This window comes from Acinetobacter sp. RW6, from assembly GCF_041956835.1.
GTDB classification, from domain to species: Bacteria; Pseudomonadota; Gammaproteobacteria; order Pseudomonadales; family Moraxellaceae; genus Acinetobacter; species Acinetobacter calcoaceticus.
On the sequence record NZ_CP167121.1, the window covers coordinates 3,702,951 to 3,722,050 of the forward strand.

The 19,100-nt window shown below is 40.3% G+C and carries 23 protein-coding genes and 2 tRNA genes; 13 read left to right on the forward strand and 12 right to left on the reverse strand.

From position 1 onward, the window contains the following. Nucleotides 1–97 precede the first annotated feature (97 nt). Entirely contained in the window at nucleotides 98–1,975 is a 1,878-nt protein-coding gene (locus tag ACB088_RS17505) for a potassium transporter Kup (RefSeq protein ID WP_092708275.1), read from the forward strand. A gap of 55 nt (nucleotides 1,976–2,030) precedes the next feature. Here the strand turns inward: ACB088_RS17505 and ACB088_RS17510 are convergent, their stop codons facing one another. After that, nucleotides 2,031–2,447, reverse strand: coding sequence for a hypothetical protein (locus tag ACB088_RS17510; protein WP_375037579.1), 417 nt, complete (start codon nucleotides 2,445–2,447; stop codon nucleotides 2,031–2,033). A 255-nt stretch (nucleotides 2,448–2,702) separates the two neighbouring features. On the opposite strand from ACB088_RS17510, the gene ACB088_RS17515 reads away from it, so the two are divergent. The 3 genes from ACB088_RS17515 to ACB088_RS17525 all read left to right on the forward strand — a co-directional run bounded on the left by ACB088_RS17515 (nucleotide 2,703) and on the right by ACB088_RS17525 (nucleotide 4,766). Continuing rightward, nucleotides 2,703–3,782, forward strand: coding sequence for a DNA/RNA non-specific endonuclease (locus ACB088_RS17515; RefSeq protein ID WP_375037580.1), 1,080 nt, complete (start codon nucleotides 2,703–2,705; stop codon nucleotides 3,780–3,782). Nucleotides 3,783–3,878: 96 nt separating this feature from the next. Beyond that, a complete protein-coding gene (locus ACB088_RS17520) occupies nucleotides 3,879–4,478 on the forward strand; it encodes a LysE family translocator (protein WP_309951584.1) in 600 nt (199 codons plus the stop codon). A 45-nt stretch (nucleotides 4,479–4,523) separates the two neighbouring features. After that, nucleotides 4,524–4,766 carry a hypothetical protein gene (locus ACB088_RS17525; protein WP_375037581.1) on the forward strand — a complete coding sequence of 81 codons (243 nt, stop codon included), beginning with the start codon at nucleotides 4,524–4,526 and terminating at the stop codon, nucleotides 4,764–4,766. A 249-nt stretch (nucleotides 4,767–5,015) separates the two neighbouring features. On the opposite strand, the gene aqpZ is transcribed toward ACB088_RS17525, so the two are convergent. Both aqpZ and ACB088_RS17535 read right to left on the reverse strand, forming a co-directional pair. Next, on the reverse strand, nucleotides 5,016–5,705 hold the full coding sequence (gene aqpZ / locus ACB088_RS17530; RefSeq protein WP_375037582.1) for an aquaporin Z: 690 nt from the start codon (nucleotides 5,703–5,705) through the stop codon (nucleotides 5,016–5,018). Nucleotides 5,706–5,837: 132 nt separating this feature from the next. Further along, nucleotides 5,838–6,842, reverse strand: a complete 1,005-nt coding sequence (locus tag ACB088_RS17535) for an AraC family transcriptional regulator ligand-binding domain-containing protein (RefSeq protein WP_375037583.1) — start codon at nucleotides 6,840–6,842, stop codon at nucleotides 5,838–5,840. Nucleotides 6,843–6,951: 109 nt separating this feature from the next. Between ACB088_RS17535 and ACB088_RS17540 the strand changes: the two genes are divergently transcribed. Further along, nucleotides 6,952–7,590 (forward strand): hypothetical protein, encoded by a 639-nt coding sequence (locus ACB088_RS17540; protein ID WP_375037584.1) that lies wholly within the window; start codon nucleotides 6,952–6,954, stop codon nucleotides 7,588–7,590. A gap of 41 nt (nucleotides 7,591–7,631) precedes the next feature. Here ACB088_RS17540 and hisF read toward each other — a convergent pair whose 3' ends face one another. Further along, nucleotides 7,632–8,390 carry an imidazole glycerol phosphate synthase subunit HisF gene (hisF, locus tag ACB088_RS17545; protein WP_092708254.1) on the reverse strand — a complete coding sequence of 253 codons (759 nt, stop codon included), beginning with the start codon at nucleotides 8,388–8,390 and terminating at the stop codon, nucleotides 7,632–7,634. 112 nt (nucleotides 8,391–8,502) lie between these two features. Here hisF and ACB088_RS17550 point away from each other — a divergent pair, with 112 nt between their 5' ends. Genes ACB088_RS17550 through ACB088_RS17565 form a run of 4 tightly spaced genes read left to right on the forward strand, consistent with a single transcriptional unit; the run spans nucleotide 8,503 to nucleotide 10,832 of the window. After that, nucleotides 8,503–9,453, forward strand: a complete 951-nt coding sequence (locus ACB088_RS17550; RefSeq protein WP_375037585.1) for a homoserine kinase — start codon at nucleotides 8,503–8,505, stop codon at nucleotides 9,451–9,453. 11 nt (nucleotides 9,454–9,464) lie between these two features. Continuing rightward, nucleotides 9,465–10,094, forward strand: coding sequence for a DUF1294 domain-containing protein (locus ACB088_RS17555; RefSeq protein ID WP_092708248.1), 630 nt, complete (start codon nucleotides 9,465–9,467; stop codon nucleotides 10,092–10,094). A gap of 36 nt (nucleotides 10,095–10,130) precedes the next feature. Continuing rightward, nucleotides 10,131–10,523, forward strand: coding sequence for a DUF4870 family protein (locus ACB088_RS17560; protein WP_375037586.1), 393 nt, complete (start codon nucleotides 10,131–10,133; stop codon nucleotides 10,521–10,523). A 3-nt stretch (nucleotides 10,524–10,526) separates the two neighbouring features. Beyond that, the gene (locus ACB088_RS17565) at nucleotides 10,527–10,832 is read left to right on the forward strand and encodes an antibiotic biosynthesis monooxygenase (RefSeq protein ID WP_199989359.1); all 306 of its coding nucleotides are present in this window, start codon (nucleotides 10,527–10,529) and stop codon (nucleotides 10,830–10,832) included. A gap of 32 nt (nucleotides 10,833–10,864) precedes the next feature. Here ACB088_RS17565 and ACB088_RS17570 read toward each other — a convergent pair whose 3' ends face one another. Then, entirely contained in the window at nucleotides 10,865–11,767 is a 903-nt protein-coding gene (locus ACB088_RS17570; RefSeq protein WP_375037587.1) for a DMT family transporter, read from the reverse strand. Between the two features lie 96 nt (nucleotides 11,768–11,863). Here ACB088_RS17570 and ACB088_RS17575 point away from each other — a divergent pair, with 96 nt between their 5' ends. Next, a complete protein-coding gene (locus ACB088_RS17575; RefSeq protein ID WP_375038822.1) occupies nucleotides 11,864–12,415 on the forward strand; it encodes a helix-turn-helix domain-containing protein in 552 nt (183 codons plus the stop codon). A 69-nt stretch (nucleotides 12,416–12,484) separates the two neighbouring features. Here ACB088_RS17575 and hisA read toward each other — a convergent pair whose 3' ends face one another. The 5 genes from hisA to hisB form a co-directional block, all read right to left on the reverse strand. Beyond that, the gene (gene hisA / locus ACB088_RS17580) at nucleotides 12,485–13,216 is read right to left on the reverse strand and encodes a 1-(5-phosphoribosyl)-5-[(5-phosphoribosylamino)methylideneamino]imidazole-4-carboxamide isomerase (protein ID WP_004639792.1); all 732 of its coding nucleotides are present in this window, start codon (nucleotides 13,214–13,216) and stop codon (nucleotides 12,485–12,487) included. Between the two features lie 94 nt (nucleotides 13,217–13,310). Next, on the reverse strand, nucleotides 13,311–13,952 hold the full coding sequence (locus ACB088_RS17585; RefSeq protein ID WP_375037588.1) for a 3'-5' exonuclease: 642 nt from the start codon (nucleotides 13,950–13,952) through the stop codon (nucleotides 13,311–13,313). An 86-nt stretch (nucleotides 13,953–14,038) separates the two neighbouring features. Continuing rightward, nucleotides 14,039–14,587, reverse strand: a complete 549-nt coding sequence (locus ACB088_RS17590; RefSeq protein ID WP_375037589.1) for a DUF805 domain-containing protein — start codon at nucleotides 14,585–14,587, stop codon at nucleotides 14,039–14,041. A 150-nt stretch (nucleotides 14,588–14,737) separates the two neighbouring features. Beyond that, on the reverse strand, nucleotides 14,738–15,355 hold the full coding sequence (gene hisH / locus ACB088_RS17595; protein ID WP_375037590.1) for an imidazole glycerol phosphate synthase subunit HisH: 618 nt from the start codon (nucleotides 15,353–15,355) through the stop codon (nucleotides 14,738–14,740). Then, the gene (gene hisB, locus ACB088_RS17600) at nucleotides 15,355–15,948 is read right to left on the reverse strand and encodes an imidazoleglycerol-phosphate dehydratase HisB (protein ID WP_004639787.1); all 594 of its coding nucleotides are present in this window, start codon (nucleotides 15,946–15,948) and stop codon (nucleotides 15,355–15,357) included. The genes hisH and hisB overlap by 1 nt, the downstream gene beginning before the upstream one ends. Before the next feature lie 102 nt (nucleotides 15,949–16,050). Here hisB and ACB088_RS17605 point away from each other — a divergent pair, with 102 nt between their 5' ends. The 3 genes from ACB088_RS17605 to ACB088_RS17615 all read left to right on the forward strand — a co-directional run bounded on the left by ACB088_RS17605 (nucleotide 16,051) and on the right by ACB088_RS17615 (nucleotide 16,817). Beyond that, the gene (locus tag ACB088_RS17605; RefSeq protein WP_003653877.1) at nucleotides 16,051–16,434 is read left to right on the forward strand and encodes a GNAT family N-acetyltransferase; all 384 of its coding nucleotides are present in this window, start codon (nucleotides 16,051–16,053) and stop codon (nucleotides 16,432–16,434) included. A 105-nt stretch (nucleotides 16,435–16,539) separates the two neighbouring features. Further along, nucleotides 16,540–16,615, forward strand: a tRNA-Phe gene (locus tag ACB088_RS17610). Nucleotides 16,616–16,741: 126 nt separating this feature from the next. Continuing rightward, a tRNA-Phe gene (locus ACB088_RS17615) sits at nucleotides 16,742–16,817 on the forward strand. A gap of 173 nt (nucleotides 16,818–16,990) precedes the next feature. On the opposite strand, the gene ACB088_RS17620 is transcribed toward ACB088_RS17615, so the two are convergent. Together ACB088_RS17620 and ACB088_RS17625 are read right to left on the reverse strand one after the other, a co-directional pair. Next, nucleotides 16,991–17,422 (reverse strand): GNAT family acetyltransferase, encoded by a 432-nt coding sequence (locus ACB088_RS17620; protein ID WP_004639785.1) that lies wholly within the window; start codon nucleotides 17,420–17,422, stop codon nucleotides 16,991–16,993. A 130-nt stretch (nucleotides 17,423–17,552) separates the two neighbouring features. Then, the gene (locus tag ACB088_RS17625) at nucleotides 17,553–19,067 is read right to left on the reverse strand and encodes an acetyl-CoA hydrolase/transferase family protein (protein WP_003653872.1); all 1,515 of its coding nucleotides are present in this window, start codon (nucleotides 19,065–19,067) and stop codon (nucleotides 17,553–17,555) included. Nucleotides 19,068–19,100 lie beyond the last annotated feature (33 nt).

The window sequence follows — 19,100 nt, forward strand, 5'->3', positions numbered from 1 at the left end:
AAAAACGAGTTCTGCCAAGATTTAAGATGAGCTTTACAGAAAAAAAATAATAGAGGTGATAAGATTGCGATAAAAATCATGTTGGTTTAATTACACAATGCAAAATACGGCCAAAAAAGCAACCTTGCCTGCCACGGCTTTGGCAGCTCTTGGGGTGGTCTTTGGAGATATTGGAACAAGTCCACTCTACGCCTTAAAAGAGTCCTTCCATGCCGCGCATGGGTTGGGAATTAAGCCTGAAAACGTATTAGGAATTTTATCTATTATTTTTTGGTGCTTAATGCTGATCATCAGTATTAAGTATGTCGCTATCGTCATGCGTGCAGACAATAATGGCGAAGGCGGAATCATGGCCTTACTCGCATTGAACTTACGTAAAGCCAAAATTGCCGATAATAAGAAAATCTACATGATTGCCATTGGCTTTATTGGTGCATCGCTGTTTTTTGGTGACGGTATTATTACCCCTGCCATTTCTGTACTCTCGGCAGTCGAAGGCTTGTCGATTGCAACCGATGTGTTTGACCCGTACATCATGCCAATTGCAATTACCATTATCATCGCGTTGTTTTTAGTACAAAAACACGGTACGGCCTTTGTCGGAAAGTTTTTTGGCCCGATTACAATGGTGTGGTTCTTATCTCTAGGATTATTAGGTCTTCATAGTGTTATCCAGACACCAGTGGTATTAGGCATGTTTAGTCCGCATTGGGCGATTCAGTTTATCTATCACAATCCGGTGATGACCTTTTTCGTTATGGGCGCTGTCGTTTTAACAGTTACCGGTGGCGAAGCACTTTATGCCGATATGGGGCATTTCGGACCAGTTCCGATTCGTCTTGCATGGTTTTTTGTGGTGTTGCCGTGTTTGGTTTTAAACTACGCAGGGCAGGGCGCATTGTTGCTCAGAGACCCAGCTGCGATTCAAAACCCGTTCTATTTATTGGTGCCACAGTGGGCACTTTACCCAATGATTATTATGGCGACTATGGCAACCGTAATTGCCTCTCAAGCCGTAATTTCTGGGGTGTTTTCTCTTGCACGTCAAGCGATTCAATTGGGCTATTTACCGCGTTTAAGCATTAAACATACTTCTGAGTCTGAAGAAGGCCAGATTTATGTTCCTTTCTTAAATTGGTTACTTTTAATCGCAATTATTATCTTAATTTTGATTTTCAAAACCAGCTCAAACTTGGCAAGTGCTTATGGTCTCGCTGTAACCTTAACGATGCTGTGTGACACGATTTTGGTTGCTGTGTTCATCTATTCGGCTTGGAAGTGGAGCATGCCAAAAGTGCTACTCCTGATTATTCCATTCTTTGTTTTAGAGTCGGTTTTAGTCGCAGCTACGTCACTTAAAATCTTGTCGGGCGGTTGGGTGCCATTACTGATTGGTGCGATTGCAGTCACCATCTTAATGACATGGAAACGTGGTCGTGAGCTCACTTTTGCCAAGCTCGAACATGATACGTTATCGCTAGATTTGTTTGTGAAAAGTATTGGTAATAGTGTGCACTGGGTTCCGGGTGATGCCGTCTTTATGACAGGTACACCGAACGTTGTACCACATGCCATGCTGCATAACATTAAGCACAATAAAGTGCTGCATCAGCGCAATATCTTGGTTACTGTAGTGATTGAAGATGTACCTTTTGTCGAACCAGAAGACCGTATTTCAACAGAAACCTTAGCTGAACATTTCTTCCGTATTAAGATTTTCTACGGCTTTAAAGATGAAATGAATGTACCAAAAGCACTTATGCAAGCTTATGAACAATTAGGTCTTGAATATGACTTAATGCATATTAGCTTCTTTATTTCCCGTGATCGTATTGTTCATTCGGTGGGTGATGGCATGTCTCCATGGAGAGAGAAACTGTTTATCTCTATGCAGCGTAATACCAGTCCGGTGAGTGACTTCTACCAAATTCCAACCAACCGTGTGGTTGAGTTAGGTAGTCAAATCGAAATATAAAAACTCATGTAATAAAAAAACCAAGACAAATGTCTTGGTTTTTTTATGGCTCAAATTATTGAGCTTGAACAGGCGCATCTGCTGGTAATGCACCATCTTTTGCCATTGGGTCTGCCGACTGAGTTGGATCTGCCGCAGGTGGTGCAGCATTCGGATCTTGTGGCGCAGGTGGCACTGCATCAATTGGTGCTGGAGGTGCCATTTCACCGCCTGCTGGAGGTGCTGGTGGAACATCTGCTGGAATAGGAGCACCAGTAGGCGCTGCATTTGTAGGTGCAGCAGAAACTTGTTGTACTTGTCCGCTATTGACTAAATCGCTAATAGAACCAGGTTGGCCATTTACCGTTGTAGTAACTTTCACTTTAGACAAACTTTCTAAAGTATCTCCTGGCTGGACTGCTGGTTCAGCCAAAGCTGCCATACTACATAATCCCGTGATTACGCCAATACCAATAATCTTTGAATGGATCATTAAGTGGACTCCGATTATATTTTTATCCAAATTTGTGGAGCTAACCATGTCATAAGCAATCAGTGCTTTTCAACGAAAGATACGCAATTGACGTAATTCAATAGCCAAAGCCTCTCATAATTCCAACAGATTGTTACGTAATGGGGAATGGAGTTACAAAAAAGATGACCATGTTTTAACCATTTGAAAGATAAGAGATATACTTAAAAAAGCAGGGTTGTTAAGCTGCGTGTGGACAGTGGTATTGATAGAAACATGGCAAGTAAAAAACGTAGTAAAGGTACAAACTCTTTTTCTCTAAGTGAGCATTTTGGCAAGATTATTCTTGCTTGTATTGCTGCGGGAAGTTTTGCAATTGCTTTTGGTAGTGAAAAGATTTCGCAGTGGTTTTCGCCTTTAAGTACTAACTCGACTTGTTTAAATCAGTTCTATCGTGAAGTTCCTCCTGCTTTAAATAAAGAAAGCTTAAAAAAAGACAGTTATCCGCTGTGCTTTAACGGCTTTAACGTTTTGTATTCAGGCATCTCTAAAACGCCGTTATGGTCGGCTGAGCATTTAAATGCAGAACGTTTGAGTGTCAAAATTAAGCGTGAAGATAACTTTCATGAAGAAACTCGTGTTGCTCAAAAGCATCGGGCACTGTTAAGTGATTATCGTGGTTCAGGTTATGACCGTGGTCACATGGCACCGAATGGCGACATGCCAAATAAAAACTCACAGTCTGATAGCTTCTCGTTAAGTAACATGGTGCCGCAAGCCCCTAAAAATAATCAGGAAGTCTGGCGTAAACTTGAAGAAGCCACACGCGCCCTTGCGACCAAGCAAAAACAAGATGTATATGTTGTTACTGGCCCTGTTTTTGAAGGTAAACGCCTTAAAACCATTGGGAAGGGTGTCATTGTTCCAACAGCCGTTTATAAAGCGGTATATATACCAAAAACGGGTGCTATTGGGGGTTACTACGCACCCAACAATAACTCTCTGCAAGTGAAAGTCGTGAGTGTTTGTTACCTTGAAGAACGTTTAGGCGTTAATCTGTTTCCACAGTTAACTGAGCAGCAAAAGCGTAATGTCTATCGTCTACCTTTAACGGCAACGTCGGTTAAGCCAAATCAGAAGTTAGACTATTTACATTGGGATGGTGAGAGCCAATGTGAGCAGGACTTAAACGCTGATCAAATTAAAGCGTTACAAGACCAGTTTAAAAAGCAAAAAAGTGGCTCCTCAGAAGCGATGGAAGCAAAAGTTCCAAGCATTGATGAAGAAACACGCCAAGCTATTGTGAAGCAACTGGTTGAAGCATTGGTGAACTATTTCTTGCAAATCTTGAAGTAAGCAATTTTATAGTAGTTATTGCATTGTCTTAAATTCATACAATAAAATGAGTATACAGATCTGTATACTCATTTTATTTTAATAAGGACAATAACAATGTTTGCCTCGATGTTTCTTTTTTCATTTGCAATGTCTATTACCCCTGGTCCCGTAAATACCGTAATTTTATCGACCAGTTTAAATCATGGTTTAAAAAGATCGCTTCCCTATATTTCAGGCGCCACTATTGGTTTTACTTTACTATTAATTTTTATGGCATTTGGGCTTCAGAGTTTATTAACTCAGTTTCCGATCGTATTAAAAATCCTTGCAGTTTGTGGAACGCTATTTGTTTGTTATATAGGTATAAAAATTATTCTTTCTGCTGCCAACATTTCCATTTCAAGTGCTCCTGTAGAACAGATGATTATTCCCAATTTTAAAGATGGTTTCTTGTTACAGTGGCTCAATCCGAAAGCATGGTTGGCTTGTGTGTCTGGTATTACCATGTTTACAAGCATTGAAAACCCGCAGTCATTGCCGATCTTTATCATTATTTATTTTTTCACTTGCTATGCTTGTTTATTCTTTTGGGGACTATGTGGCGATAAATTTTCAGTGGTGCTTAACCATGGCAACCGTTTGAAATATTTTAATATCTTGATGGGCGCATTTCTAATTTTATCGGCACTTTTAATTTTGATTGATTTTTTTTAAATTGGTCGTATTACACTGTGAAGATATAACAACGAGACAACACCTATGTTTAAGCCATTTGAAAAGGGTACAGAGTCTTCTTCAATTGAAGATTTAATATTAGAAAATGATGTCGATTGCGTCAGCATTTATGGCAACTTACAAATCACCAAAGACAAAGTCGGGTTAGAACAAGCCAAAGCTTTACAGAGCTTTTTAAACGATGTGGTTGCGGTTTTGGAAAAAGAAGAATTGCCTGAGAAAATTGAACGTCCAGCTGAAAAAGAAATTAATAATCCATTTTTATAGATGATTCATTAATAGGGTTTGATCTGGTCAAAGTTCTATGGTTATTGAATAATGCGTGAAATCTGATTCGTGATAAAGCCATTCACAACCTGCCCATTTTAAGATCAGGATTGTTACTGTGTGGGATCAGATACATGATCCCAGAGAACAGGTTTTGTGAATGGCAATGGTTTTGGTTACTTTTGCCGAAACAAAAGTAATGAGAATTAGCTGATTACTTTTGATTTTATGAAGTAGAACTCCGTCGTGTTAATCCTTCTCCCCAGCAACTACCTTATAAATAAGCGCACCAATCACAGCACCTAAAATCGGTGCCACCCAGAACAACCACAACTGACTTAAAGCAGCAGTTTCAGCAAACAACGCGACACCTGTACTACGTGCAGGGTTCACAGAAGTGTTCGTGACTGGAATACTGATTAAGTGAATAAGCGTTAAGCCTAAACCAATAGCAATAGGGGCGAAGCCAGCAGGTGCACGACCATGTGTTGATCCTAAAATAATGATTAAGAAGAAAGCTGTAAGTACCACTTCAATAATGAAAGCAGAACCTAAGCCAAACTTGTTTGGTGATAAATCACCGAAACCATTTGAAGCAAAACCACCAACACCGCTAAAGCCGGCTTGACCTTGAGCAATAATGTAAAGAACAAAAGCAGCAGCAATCGCACCGACCACTTGAGCAACAATATAGGGAATCAAATCTTTAACATCGAAGCGGCCGCCGACCCAAAGGCCAACACTTACCGCGGGATTAAAATGTCCACCTGAGATATGCCCTAGAGCATAGGCACCTGTGAGTACGGTTAAACCAAAGGCAAGGGCTACACCTGCAAAGCCAATACCAAGTTCAGGGAAAGCTGCGGCTAATACTGCGCTACCACAACCACCAAAGACTAGCCAAAACGTACCTAGAAATTCAGCAAAATATTTATTCATTGTGATTACTCATTTATTTAATCTATTTTAATTAATGTGAATTGCGTCACATAAATTTGAAGCATGTGACTATATGAAATTTTTGTTTTCAGTGTTGTTTTAATCAAGAAAAGATTTGTAAGTTTTGGTTGGTTATTCTTTGTCTAAAAATTGATCTCGCCATTGTTGCGGTGTTTGATTGGTCCAATGCTTGAATGCTCTTTGAAAAGCACTTTGTTCTGAATAACAAAGCAAAAGAGCAATTTCTTGTAAGCTTAAGTGCGGGTCCTTTAAATATTCAGTTGCGAGCATGAATCGCACTTGCTGAACGCGTTCCTGAAAGGTGGTGTTTTGTTGTTGTAAGTGGCGCTGGAGTTGTCGAACAGAGAGGCCTAGTTGGGCTGCAATATATTCAATTTGATATTGATCCTTTTGTAATCCCGTCAAAATTGAATGTTGTAAACGCTGATCTAGTTGTGTCGAATTTGGTAATTGATCTAAAAGTGCTTGGGCTTGCTGAACCAGTAATTGCTGTAGGGTGTGGTCGGCACTGCTCAGAGGTTTATTAATTTCAGTAATTGGAATGAGTAATTGGGTACGGGGCTGATTAAAACGGACCGGACATTGAAAGTATTGTTCATAGACCCTAATGTTTTTAGGTGGGGCATTTAAAAAATGTACTTCATGCAAATACACATCTTGGTGAGACATAAAAAGGCGTAAAAATTGAATAACCAGAGCAATCGCAATTTCATCGGTAAGTTGGGTAGGGTGCAACTCTGTAGCTTCCCAGCGAATAGAAGCATATTGCCCATAGAGTTCAACCACTAACGGACTTCCGTCATAAATTAGGCGGTGAAAATCATGATAGCGAATTAAAGCTTCGCCTAAGTTATCGCAAGAGAGTGCAAGGTAGGCAATAATTCCTAAGTGTTTGGGTTGTACATATTTGGCAATTTCTAAGCCTAATCCCGGCTTGGGGTCTAACTTATAAATAACTTCTAATAAATCACGCCAAACCACATAGTCAAAGCGTTCCAGATTTTGAATTTGCTCTAGTTGCTCAGGAATAGTTAACTGATTGGCTTCACAGTAAGCTTTTAATAGGTGTCCAAGTCCTCCATAGACCGAACCCGTATAATTTTTTAGTTGTGGCATTCCTGACCACCTCTTTCTTGTCGTGATTTGTCAATGAAACCATAAATTCTGGTCAATACATAGCATATCGAATTTTATATTCTCAATAAAAAGAAAAAGGAGTAAAGCGATGTTAAAAGGGTTTATTGCCGGAATTGCGGTTGCTAACGCATTTGAATGGGTAGCTCATAAATATATTTTGCATGGAGTACATCGTGCCGGACAACCGTGTTACAGCCCTGTGCCAAAAAGCATGGAGTCACATTGGGCACACCATCGTGAAGTACGTAAACAGCAATTTCATGATGATTGCTATGTGGAAGGCGTGGGAAACTGGCGGACTAAAAATGAGTTAGTTTCACTAGCAGTCGTAGCAACTGTTTCAAGCGCAATTTTCTACCCATTTTCAAAAGGGATGGCGCTTGCAGCTTGGTATAGTGCAGGAAATTATTATTATATTCATCGCCGTGCACATCTTGAGCCTGAATGGGCGAAGCGTAAAATCCCATGGCATTACGACCACCATATGAACTCTAATCAAGATGCCAATTGGTGTGTAACCAAGCCTTGGTTTGATTATGTGATGGGAACGCGTGTGGTGTCTTCGGCAGATTTAAAAGAACAAAATCCTTTGGGCATACGATTACCGACAGTGATTGCTAAACCATTATCTCAAGCTGTAGAAAAAATCTTTCCTGCAAAATGGGTTGAGAAAAAAGAAAAGCCTAAACTCATCGATGATGTAAATGTTGTAGACGGTGCTGCATAAAAAATTAAAGGGGCATATCGCCCCTTTAAATATCAATAAATTTACAAACGCATTTCAATGCCTTGTTCAGCTAAATATTGTTTAGCTTCTGGAATGGTATATTGGCCAAAGTGGAAAATACTTGCTGCCAATACTGCATCGGCACCACCTTGTAAAATACCGTCTGCAAGATGTTGTAAGTTACCTACGCCGCCAGAAGCAATGGTTGGAACGGTAACACGGTCATTAATCGCACGCATTAGTGCAATATCGTAACCTGCTTTAGTACCGTCAGCATCCATACTAGTAATAAGTAATTCACCTGCACCATAGTCAGCCATTTTTACGGCCCATTCAATCGCATCAATACCAGTTGGTTTACGGCCACCGTGGGTAAAGATTTCCCATTTGTTTTCGCCAGTTTTTTTGGCATCAATCGCAACCACAATACATTGCGCGCCAAAGTGCTGTGAAGCTTCCTGAACAAATTCTGGGTTAAATACGGCTGCGGAGTTAATACTCACTTTATCCGCACCTGCATTTAATAACGAACGGATATCTTCAACTTTACGTACACCACCACCGACAGTTAATGGCACAAATACAGTCTCGGCCATACGCTCAACAGTACGGTAAGTGGTATCGCGTCCATGATGTGTAGCGGTAATGTCTAAGAAAGTAATTTCATCTGCACCTTGTTCGTTATAGCGACGTGCCACTTCAACAGGGTCGCCAGCATCACGAATATCGAGGAATTGAACGCCTTTAACTACGCGTCCGTTATCAACGTCTAGGCAAGGAATAATACGTTTAGCAAGCATAGCTTTTTCCAAAAATAATCGCCGTTGGTGAAAGTTCCTACACAGGCGCTACACCTTCATGGAGGGAAGAGGTATTCTATCAAACTTCACAGATGTTTTTTGCAGGTTTTCCATGTCGGTTTATACCCCGTTGAGTTTAGATGAAGTTCGCGCCTTTGCTGCACCTTATGGATTAGAGGTGTTGGAGCTGAACCCAATTCAGGGAGGTATTCAAAACACCAATTATTTTTTGGTTGATGTAAACCGCAAACAATATGTATTGACTGTATTTGAAGAGTTAGATGCACAAGGGGCAGGCGAGCTGATTCCTGTTCTTGAACAATTGGGAACGCATGATGTACCAGTGGCTGTGCCGTTAAAACACAGTGGACAAGCGGTTCACGTTATTGCAGAAAAGCCTGCACAAATTGCTCCACGTTTAATGGGTCACCATCCCATGCAAACGACAGTTGCACAAGTTGCAGCGATTGCAGATGCACAGGCGAAACTGCATGTCGCTTTGCAAGATTTTCCACTTGAGCGTGAATATCGACGTGATCACCAATATTGGACAGGCGTTGCAGAACAGCTTAAACCAAGCATGACGCAAGATGACCAAACTTTACTTGAACAGGTCTATCAAGCATTTAATGCTAAAACAGCGCAGTATTCAAATCGACCAATGGGTTTTATTCATTCAGATTTGTTCCGCGACAATACCTTGTTTGAAGGCGAGCAATTACAAGGTATTTTAGACTTTTACGAGCTCAATCAAGATGAATTGCTATTTGATATTGCGATTACCATCAATGATTTTTGTACCGAATATCCAGAAGCGCATTTAAACTCAGACAAAGTGGCGGCTTACTTAGCGGCATATCAAAAAGTTCGTGCGCTTACTTCAGATGAACTTGAATGTTTAGATGTATTCTTAGCAATGGCAGCGTGCCGTTTTTGGTCGATGCGTTTGCAAGTTGCTCAAAAAAATAAAGAAGAAGGACGTACAGGCGACGACATTTTGCAAAAAGATCCGCAAGAAATGCGAGCAATGATGCAAGACCGTTTAAGTCATGTAAAAGCATAAAAGGAATAGAGATGCGAGATCAGGGGCGATTAGTCGAATGGTTCGACGAAAAAGGTTATGGCTTTATTCAGCCAGATGATGCTGAAAAAGAGCGAGTCTTTTTGCATATCAAAGATTTTGCACGCCCCGGTCCTCGGCCAATTATTGGCTGTGCACTGGAATATCTGGTTATTCTCGACGAACGTGGTCGCTTTCGTGCCCAGCAGGTAACTTACTTAAAAGCATCTCAAACTCGTAAAGCTTCAAAGCCAACAAAACCAGAATCTTCTTTTCAAGCTAAACCATGGTCTGCCATGCAAATGGGGATCGTATTTTATTTTGTTTTAATGGGCATTATGAGCTTTATGCATACTTTGCCAGCTTACACCTTGTTGTTTGTTTTAATGATGAATGTGCTGAGTTATTGGCTCTATTCACAAGACAAAGAAGCTGCACAATTGGGTAATCGCCGTGTGCCTGAACAAACATTGCATATTGTTAGCTTTTTAGGGGGCTGGCCTGCTGCATGGTGGGCACAACAAAAACTGAGACATAAAACACAAAAACAACCCTTTCGTAAGATTTATTTTTGTACCATATTCCTTCATTTACTTTTGATTTTGTGGCTAATTTCTCCCTTAAACGTATTGCGGGGCTCATAAAAGTAAATCGTTTTATTAAACTCGAGAGGTATAAAAATGAATAGTTCTATCGACCAAGATTCAAATCGTACTTTAACGCTTATTTTATATGTACTTTATATTGTTGCCATTTTTACAGGCGGCTTACTTGCGGTTATTGCTCTAATTATTAACTATGTAAAACGTTCTGATGTGCAAGGTTCAATTTTTGCGAGTCACTTTACATGGCAAATCAGAACATTCTGGTGGTATCTGGCTTGGAATATTATCGCCTTTTTGCCGTTTATTTTCTTGTTCTTTACCGGTGAAAATACCGATCTGTTTGCAGGGGTTGCAGTCTCATCGACCGTATTCTGTGTAGGCGTGATTGCAGCAGCATGGATCTGGATTGTATATCGTGCAATTCGCGGTTTGATTGCCTTAAATGATAACCGTCCGATGTATCAATAAATCATGATTATTGAACATGTACATTTGAGCATAAAGGCTGGGCAAAGTGAGGCGTTTCTTGAGGTATTTGAGCAAGCTAAACATATTGTCTATCCAATGGAAGGCTTTAATGCTGTCCAGCTGATTAGACATGCAACTGATCCTCATCATTATATTTTAATGATTTTTTGGGATGAGATTGAAAATCATACCGAAGGGTTTAGAAAGTCTGAGGCTTATCAGGAATGGAAGGCATTGCTCCATCCATTTTATGATCCAATGCCGACAGTTGAGTATTATCAACCCTGCATATTATTGAAGAAAAAATAATTGATAAAAAAGAGAGCATTTCGCTCTCTTTTTTATTCTTGAATTCTTTTGACTTTTTTGGTCGGTAACTTAATTTTTAACTCACTCACTAAAACACCTAATACCACTAAAGCACCACCCAAAAGAGCAATGACTGGTAAACGCTCACCAGCAATTCGACCAATAATGCCCGCCCAAACGGGTTCTCCTGCATAAATAATTGCAGCACGTGAAGGGTCAACCACACGTTGAGCCCAGTTCATCACAAATTGAATGAGTGCACTGGCTAAGCCTAATGCAACCGCAATCAGTACCAGAGGCCATGAGAATGCTGGAATCGTATGTTCACCAACCACAGGCATAATGGCAAAAGAAATTAGAGATGCGACAGCGAGTTGAATGATGGTGACACGGCGTAAATTTACTTTTCCAGCAAAGTAGCTAATAAAAATAATCTCTAAAGCAATCGCAAATGCGCCAAGCACTGTTAAAAGCTGTCCAAAACTTAATGAAATCTGCTTAAAACCATTGCCTGTCAACAAAACAAGGCCAGCAAAAGCAAGGACTGCTCCAACCCAAGTCATGATGTGTGGAGTTTTTCTAAAGATGAGCCACATTAAAAGAGGGACAAGCGGCACATAAAGTGACGTTAAAAATGCGGATTCACTACTTGGAATGGTTTGAAGACCAATCGTCTGTGTGCCATAGCCCGCCGCAATTACAAGGCCAATCGCACTCCCTGCACCTAAATCTTTTAACGTTATGCCTTTCATACTTTTTAATGAAATAACTAATAACGTTAAGGCAGCTACAGCAAAGCGACAGCCCACAAAAAACATAGGTGACGAAAAATTCAGTGCATACTGCACAGTAAGGAATGTTCCACCCCAAATAATGGTAATTAGGATAAGAGCTAGCTGTGGGGCTTTGCTTGAGCTCAGAGAAATTGGTGACATATCTGATCAGGAGAAATTGTGCAATATACTGCACATATTGCAGTATTCCTATATTTTGTGCAATATATTGCTCATATTTTCTTTGTTACTTATTTTATGACCCAGTCCAGCACCGTTTTACAGCATGTCGGTACAAACATCCGTTCATTAAGAGATGAACAAGGTTTAAGCCAGCAGGATTTAGCCGATCAAGCTGGTGTGAGTAGACGGACAATCGCTGCTTTGGAAACAGGGCAAGTGAATATTAGCTTGGCTAAACTCGACGCAATTGCGGTAGTTTTGGGTGTAGATTTTAGAACAATTGTGAGTGCGCCTGAGCTCAAAGAACAAGCCTTAGTGAATGTACTAGCTTGGCAGGGAGACAAAGAAGAAAGCAAAGCAACTTTACTGGCTTCAGTCCCATCCCGCTCCCAAGTTGAGCTGTGGACATGGTCATTGGCAGCGGGTGAATCTTATATTGCCGAAGCAGATGCGGAAGGATGGCAAGAACTGATTTATGTATTAGAAGGTGAGTTGACCATACAATTTACCGATAGCATAAAAATAATTCCTGCTGGTTCAACTTTTAGTTTTGCTAGTTCAGTGACTTATACCTATATCAATAGTGGAAATCAGGTACTTAAATTTATGCGTAATGTAGTTTATTGATTGAAAATATATCTTTCATATCAGCAATAAAAAAGAGCCTAAAGCGGCTCTTTTTTTACATCTTAAAAATTAAAGACGATTTTCATCTAACAAAAGCTGAGCTTCACGAAGGCTCAGTGTGCCTTCATAAATTGCGCGGCCTGTAATCGCACCTAAAATGCCTGGTTGGCCTATTAAGTTACGAACGTCATCAAGGTTAGTTACGCCACCAGAAGCAATTACTGGTAAGCCTGAGTATTGAGCCAAGTTTACAGTTTGCTCAACGTTTACACCTTGCATCATGCCATCACGAGCAATGTCTGTGTAAACAATACTAGATACGCCAGCATCAGCAAAACGTTTTGCTAAATCAGTTGCTTTAACGTCAGTTACATTAGCCCAACCGTCAGTTGCAACCATACCATTCATGGCATCAATACCAACAATGATGTGGCCAGCAAAGCGTTTACAAGCTTCTTCTACAAATTCAGGCTCTTGAACTGCTTTAGTGCCGATAATGACAAAAGTCACGCCAGCTTCTAAATAGTGCTCAATTGTTTCTAAAGAGCGAATACCACCACCAATTTGAATTGGTAATTCTGGCTGAGCTTTAGCAATTGCTTCAACAATAGGTTTATGAATTGGAGTGCCTGCGAAAGCGCCATTCAAATCGACCAAATGCAAACGTCGTGCGCCTTCATTTACCCAATGCTGGGCAGTTGCAACTGGATCGTCAGAGAAAACTGTATCGTCTTCCATACGCCCTTGTTTTAAACGCACACATTTACCATCTTTCAGGTCAATTGCAGGAATGATTAGCATGCTTCCGCTCCTTGCTTCATCATGATTATGAAATTGTGCACATCTTAGCAAAGTATTGATCAATCGCTAAGCCTTAGAAAAGACTTTTATAACTTTACGCTTGAAGTGCGGTTTGAATAGTTTGAGAAATGTGAGTGGGTAATAGTTTTTGTTTTCTGAGCGCTTGAAATACCAATAAAGCAGCATATGCATCGGCAGCAGCGTAACTGATTTGCTGAGAGCTAAGTGGCTTTCGTGCCCAGTTTGACGTTCCGATTTTTTTCGACTTTGCAAGATATTGCTCAAATAACAGCGCAACTGCTTTTTGTACCCCCAGTTGTTGTTTAAAACCAAAATGGCTAAAGCCTTTTGCGAGGTCGACACAACCTTCGAGTTCAATGCCTTTTTTATGAAAAATATGCTTATCGTTTTTTAGACCAAAACCAACTTTAATTTGTTTTGGGTTAGATAAAATAGGCTGTAAGAATTTTAAAGTCGATGAATTTACATGAAACAAATATGCTTTTTGTTCAGTCGCTAACTGAATCAGATGTGGACCAGTTGAGACTTCACCCACCCGAAACGTGGGTTTTGATTCGGAATCAAAACCTAAAATTGCAGCGGCTTTTAATTCTTCTTCAATACTTTTACATTGCTCAATATTTTCAATCACCACAATATTTTGGTGGGTAAGATTTTCGAAAGGAGGAAGCTGCTGAATAGAGGCTTTATCAAGAAGGGGGGAAGCTTCAGACATATTTATAGCGTACAAAAGAATTGAGCTATTAGCTTTATATATGAATAAAGCCTAGAGAACTAGGCTTTATAAAGGGCTACAAGAAATTATTGAGACTGAGAGGGTGTACCAATGACAACGCTTTCGCTTTTCTCAACATAACCTTCATAGGTTGGAGCCATGATTGTGGCAACAATAGCAAAAACAAAAGCTAGTGGAATCAGGACAATATAAATCCAGCCTAAAACGCGTTCCCAGCCAAGAGTTGGGCGCTGTGGACCATAATCATTAGTGCCCTCAGTACCTTTTGCAGCAAATAGATAAATCATAAAAATAAAGTTTACAGCAGGAATGAGCATCAGTAATGACAGCCATCCCGTATTATTGCGGTCATGTAAGCGGCGAATAGTAAATACAAAGCTGACATAGATACAGGCAATATAGACAATACCTAAAACAATCATTCCTGCGGTGGAAAGACCGCTTAAATCTTCACTATTTGTTAGTCCAAAAGTGAAAGCGACAATAAGAACGGCGATCACAATTACGAGTGAAAATAAGAGGGTCCATGCTGCATAAGAGAGTCGTCCAAAACGGCCACTTGCTTTAAAGGGGGAATCTTGTTGAATCGGTTGATTTTCAAAAGGTGAATTCATTTTGTTTTCCTGATCATTTGGTTTTATTTAAAAGTATAAATATTCAATATTTTGTTGAATAAAATATCATTCTGTAAATGATTGGTTGTTATTATAAATAAAAAAAAGATCAGGCCATCTAGACCTGATCTTTTTCAGTTTTAAATGAGATTAAATATTCCATTCCACAAAGTTTTTAAGTAACTGCAAACCGGCAGTATGGCTTTTCTCTGGGTGGAATTGAGTCGCAAATAAATTCTCTTTGTGAATTGCTGTGCAGAAGTTCACGCCATAGTCACAGGTCGCAGCCACAACGCTTTCATCTTTTGGCTCGACATAATAGCTATGTACAAAGTAGAAACGTGCATCTTGTTCGATGTTGTTCCACATTGGGTGGCTTGGGTCCAATTGATGAACCTGATTCCAGCCCATATGAGGCACTTTTAACCCTTCCATTTGAGGGAAGTGTTTTACTACACCGTCAAAAATACCTAGTGCGTCTACACCGCCATTTTCTTCAGAGCTTTGTAGTAGGGCTTGCATGCCGACACAAATTGCAAGAACTGGTTTGTTAAAAGCGGCTTGACGTACAACTTCATCAATACCTGCTTCACGCATACCTTGCATACAGTCGCGCATTGCGCCAACGCCCGGAAAAACAATTTTGTCGGCTTGTGCAATTAATTTTGGATCATTGGTCACATCGACTGTAGCGCCCACATACTCAAGTGCTTTAGCTGCTGAGTGTAGATTGCCCATGCCATAATCAAGTAACGCGATACGTGTCATTAGAGGCTACCTTTTGTCGATGCAATCGTGTTTTCTGCACGTGGATCAACTTCACATGCCATACGTAAAGCACGAGCTAGCGCTTTAAACACACTTTCAATTTGATGGTGGCTATTTTTACCTTTCAAATTATCGATGTGTAAGGTCATAAGCGCATGGTTTACGAAACCTTGGAAAAACTCAGAAAATAAATCGACATCAAACGTACCGATACGTGCGCGGGTAAATGGAATATCCATAAATAAACCCGGACGACCAGATAAATCTACAACAACACGAGACAAAGCTTCGTCTAATGGTGCATAAAAATGACCATAGCGTTTTAAACCTTTTTTATCGCCTAAAGCTTGTGCAAAAGCTTGTCCAAGCGTGATTCCACAGTCTTCTACGGTGTGGTGATCGTCAATATCGAGGTCTCCGTCACAATGAATATCGATATCAAATAAGCCATGTCGCTTGATTTGATCAATCATATGGTCTAAAAATGGAACTCCAGTGTTTAGTGTGCCTTGACCAGTACCGTCGAGATTTAATCGAACTCGAATTTTGGTTTCATTGGTATTTCTAACCACTTCACTGATACGTTGCGTCATGGACACGTTCCTCAAAAAAACGTCAAAAATGATTGGATGTAACGATAATTTCGCTGTGACGAATTCGTGACAGCATCATAGTTTGCTCAGGAGGGTTAATCAATGCCTATTACCGTACATGCTTATAGTTCTCTAGATAATTCAGAGATTCGCGATCAGCTTGAGCGACTGTATGATACAAGTCCAGAGTTTGGTGACGGGCACGATGCGATTGAACAACTTGAACAAGATTTACAACAGTATACCACGCTATACACTGCCGAATTTAACACCAAAATTATAGGGGCAATGTGGTCTTCAGGACAAGGCGAAAGCAAGGTTCTTGAATATATTGTTGTGCATCCTGCTAACCGTGGTCGTGGGGTAGCAGAGCGTTTAGTTGAAGAAGCTTGTCGTATAGAAGAGTCAAAAGGCGTGAAAATTTTTGAGCCGGGTTGTGGCGCTATTCATCGTTGTTTGGCTCATATTGGTAAATTACATCATTAAAAGCCCAGTTCGTATTTGATGGTGATTTAAAAATAATCACTTGTTACAAAAAATACGGAAGTTGCTTGACGTGGTCATATAAACATTGTTTAATATGCCCACTTCGGCGTGATAGCTCAGTAGGTAGAGCAACGGATTGAAAATCCGTGTGTCCCCAGTTCGATCCTGGGTCTCGCCACCATTATATGTGTTTTCAATCCCTGATCCCATCAGGGATTTTTTTTAAGTATAAAAAATACTCATTTAAATCAAAAACTCAGGATAATAGTTGACTATTGTTCTGAGATACGGCTTAATACAGGCCATCGGCGTGATAGCTCAGTAGGTAGAGCAACGGATTGAAAATCCGTGTGTCCCCAGTTCGATCCTGGGTCTCGCCACCATATTCGAAAAAGCCTCATACATAACGTATGGGGCTTTTTTCATGCTTATGATTTTATTTGAATAATTCATTTCCTTACTTGTGGCTAAAATGAGATTTATCCACAAGCACTGTCACTTATCCCCAAGTTCTGATTATTTTTCTTATTATGTCAAAGCTATAACAAGTAAGGGCCTAATCATGTGAACTATCGCTAATTAAACGTTTCCCTAGACACACCGCTTCTACTTCGTCATAACCGAGCTGTTCATAAAAATTCAGTACATTTAGGTTATCTTTACGCACCAATAATTGTAGTTTTGGACAGCCCCGAGCAATCAGTCGCTTTTCAAGCTGCTGAACGAGCGCTGTAGCTATTCCTAAGCGTTGTTGGTGAGGGTGAACAGCTAAATAATTAATCCAGCCTCTATGGCCGTCATAGCCGCCCATAAGCGTGCCAATGAGTTGCTCATCTTTAATCGCAACTAGAAATAAATCATCTTGTTGTGAGACTTTTCTGAAAATATCGGTTTCAGGATTATTCCAAGGACGAGTCAGGCCACAGCTTTCCCATAAAATAACAACATCTTCCAGATCCGCATTTGTAAATTGACGAATAATAAACATATGGATTTCTACTTTTTGTTTTGATGTGCTGAAAAGATAAAATAAAAATTGGGGCTTGAGCAGTATTTTATGAAAAATTTAAACAAATAAAAAAGCACCCCCGTAGGAGTGCTTGAATTAAACCAGTTATTTAAGCTGATTTTGCAACTGGTGCTGCTTGAAGCATTTGACCTGTTTCTTCGAAGTTTGCATGCCAAGACAATGCTTCACGAAGTAAATGAGGCGTATGTCCACCTTTAGCACATGCACGATCAAAGTAATCATTTAATGCATCACGGTAAAGTGGATGTACACAGTTGTCGATAACAACGCGAGCACGTTCACGAGGTGCTAAACCGCGTAAGTCTGCTAAACCTTGCTCTGTCACTAAAATATCAACGTCGTGTTCACTGTGGTCAACGTGACTCACCATTGGCACGATAGAAGAGATATCGCCGCCTTTAGCAATTGATTTAGTCACAAAGATCGCCAAGTGAGCGTTACGAGCGAAGTCACCTGAACCACCAATACCGTTCATCATTTTAGTACCGCACACGTGAGTCGAGTTCACGTTACCGTAAATATCAAACTCAAGCGCAGTGTTAATGCCGATAATACCTAAACGGCGAACCAGTTCTGGGTGGTTAGAAATTTCTTGTGGACGAAGTACTAATTTGTCTTTGTAAGCTTCGATATTGCCAAAAACTTTTTCGCCACATTTTGCAGAAAGTGTAATTGAGCTACCAGAAGCAAATTTCATTTTGCCTGCATCAATTAATTCAAAAGTACAATCTTGTAATACTTCTGAGTACATGATGAGGTCTTCAAAGTCAGAATCTTTTAAGCCTGTTAATACAGCATTGGCAATAGAACCAATACCTGCTTGTAATGGGCCAAGGCTTTTTGGTAAGCGACCTTCAGCAACTTCTTTGTTAAAGAAAGCGATCAAGTGGTTTGCAATGCCTTGAGTTTCATCATCTGGCGGAGTTACCGTTGATGGGGAATCGTGAGTATCGTTAAATACAATACCAACAATCTTTGCAGGATCGATTTGGATTGCTGATGTACCAATGCGCTCATCCACTTTTGTTAATGGAATTGGGGTACGTGTTGGACGATAGGTTGGAATGTAGATATCGTGCAAACCTTCAAAGCTTTCGCTTAAAGATGTGTTGATTTCAACAATTACTTTCTCCGCAAAAATAGCAAAACTTGCAGAGTTACCCACAGAAGTCGTTGGAATAATGCCGCCATCTTCAGTAATTGCAATTGCTTCAATCACTGCAACATCAGGACGTTTAAGCTGTTGGTTACGCATTTGCTCAACAGTTTCAGACAAATGTTGATCAATAAACATAACTTCGCCATTGTTAATGGCACGACGTAAAGTGTTGTCCACTTGGAATGGCATACGACGAGATAAAACACCTGCTTCCGTGAGTTGTTTGTCTAAGTCGTTACCTAAGCTGGCACCCGTAATTAACGTGATTTTTAACGGATTTTTCTTTGCAAGTTCTACAAGTGCTTGTGGAACAGCTTTAGCTTCACCAGCACGAGTAAAACCACTCATACCTACGGTCATTCCATCTTCGATGAATTGTGCAGCTTGTTCAGCACTGATGACCTTGTCATGAAGAGAAGCTAGGCGAATACGACTTAAAGACATTGGACATCCTCAGAATTGTCAAAACATAGGGGA

Excerpts from the sequence above, each read along its gene's own strand:
- ACB088_RS17590 (WP_375037589.1), bottom strand. The coding sequence starts at position 14,587 with ATGAATTCACCTTTTGAAAATCAACCGATTCAACAAGATTCCCCCTTT.
- ACB088_RS17585 (WP_375037588.1), bottom strand. The coding sequence starts at position 13,952 with ATGTCTGAAGCTTCCCCCCTTCTTGATAAAGCCTCTATTCAGCAGCTT.
- ACB088_RS17605 (WP_003653877.1), top strand. The coding sequence starts at position 16,051 with ATGCCTATTACCGTACATGCTTATAGTTCTCTAGATAATTCAGAGATT.
- ACB088_RS17535 (WP_375037583.1), bottom strand. The coding sequence starts at position 6,842 with ATGCCACAACTAAAAAATTATACGGGTTCGGTCTATGGAGGACTTGGA.
- aqpZ (WP_375037582.1), bottom strand. The coding sequence starts at position 5,705 with ATGAATAAATATTTTGCTGAATTTCTAGGTACGTTTTGGCTAGTCTTT.
- ACB088_RS17505 (WP_092708275.1), top strand. The coding sequence starts at position 98 with ATGCAAAATACGGCCAAAAAAGCAACCTTGCCTGCCACGGCTTTGGCA.
- ACB088_RS17540 (WP_375037584.1), top strand. The coding sequence starts at position 6,952 with ATGTTAAAAGGGTTTATTGCCGGAATTGCGGTTGCTAACGCATTTGAA.
- ACB088_RS17570 (WP_375037587.1), bottom strand. The coding sequence starts at position 11,767 with ATGTCACCAATTTCTCTGAGCTCAAGCAAAGCCCCACAGCTAGCTCTT.
- ACB088_RS17520 (WP_309951584.1), top strand. The coding sequence starts at position 3,879 with ATGTTTGCCTCGATGTTTCTTTTTTCATTTGCAATGTCTATTACCCCT.
- ACB088_RS17575 (WP_375038822.1), top strand. The coding sequence starts at position 11,864 with ATGACCCAGTCCAGCACCGTTTTACAGCATGTCGGTACAAACATCCGT.
- ACB088_RS17550 (WP_375037585.1), top strand. The coding sequence starts at position 8,503 with ATGTCGGTTTATACCCCGTTGAGTTTAGATGAAGTTCGCGCCTTTGCT.
- ACB088_RS17620 (WP_004639785.1), bottom strand. The coding sequence starts at position 17,422 with ATGTTTATTATTCGTCAATTTACAAATGCGGATCTGGAAGATGTTGTT.
- ACB088_RS17510 (WP_375037579.1), bottom strand. The coding sequence starts at position 2,447 with ATGATCCATTCAAAGATTATTGGTATTGGCGTAATCACGGGATTATGT.
- hisF (WP_092708254.1), bottom strand. The coding sequence starts at position 8,390 with ATGCTTGCTAAACGTATTATTCCTTGCCTAGACGTTGATAACGGACGC.
- ACB088_RS17515 (WP_375037580.1), top strand. The coding sequence starts at position 2,703 with ATGGCAAGTAAAAAACGTAGTAAAGGTACAAACTCTTTTTCTCTAAGT.
- hisB (WP_004639787.1), bottom strand. The coding sequence starts at position 15,948 with ATGACGCAACGTATCAGTGAAGTGGTTAGAAATACCAATGAAACCAAA.
- ACB088_RS17565 (WP_199989359.1), top strand. The coding sequence starts at position 10,527 with ATGATTATTGAACATGTACATTTGAGCATAAAGGCTGGGCAAAGTGAG.
- hisH (WP_375037590.1), bottom strand. The coding sequence starts at position 15,355 with ATGACACGTATCGCGTTACTTGATTATGGCATGGGCAATCTACACTCA.
- ACB088_RS17625 (WP_003653872.1), bottom strand. The coding sequence starts at position 19,067 with ATGTCTTTAAGTCGTATTCGCCTAGCTTCTCTTCATGACAAGGTCATC.
- ACB088_RS17560 (WP_375037586.1), top strand. The coding sequence starts at position 10,131 with ATGAATAGTTCTATCGACCAAGATTCAAATCGTACTTTAACGCTTATT.
- hisA (WP_004639792.1), bottom strand. The coding sequence starts at position 13,216 with ATGCTAATCATTCCTGCAATTGACCTGAAAGATGGTAAATGTGTGCGT.
- ACB088_RS17555 (WP_092708248.1), top strand. The coding sequence starts at position 9,465 with ATGCGAGATCAGGGGCGATTAGTCGAATGGTTCGACGAAAAAGGTTAT.
- ACB088_RS17525 (WP_375037581.1), top strand. The coding sequence starts at position 4,524 with ATGTTTAAGCCATTTGAAAAGGGTACAGAGTCTTCTTCAATTGAAGAT.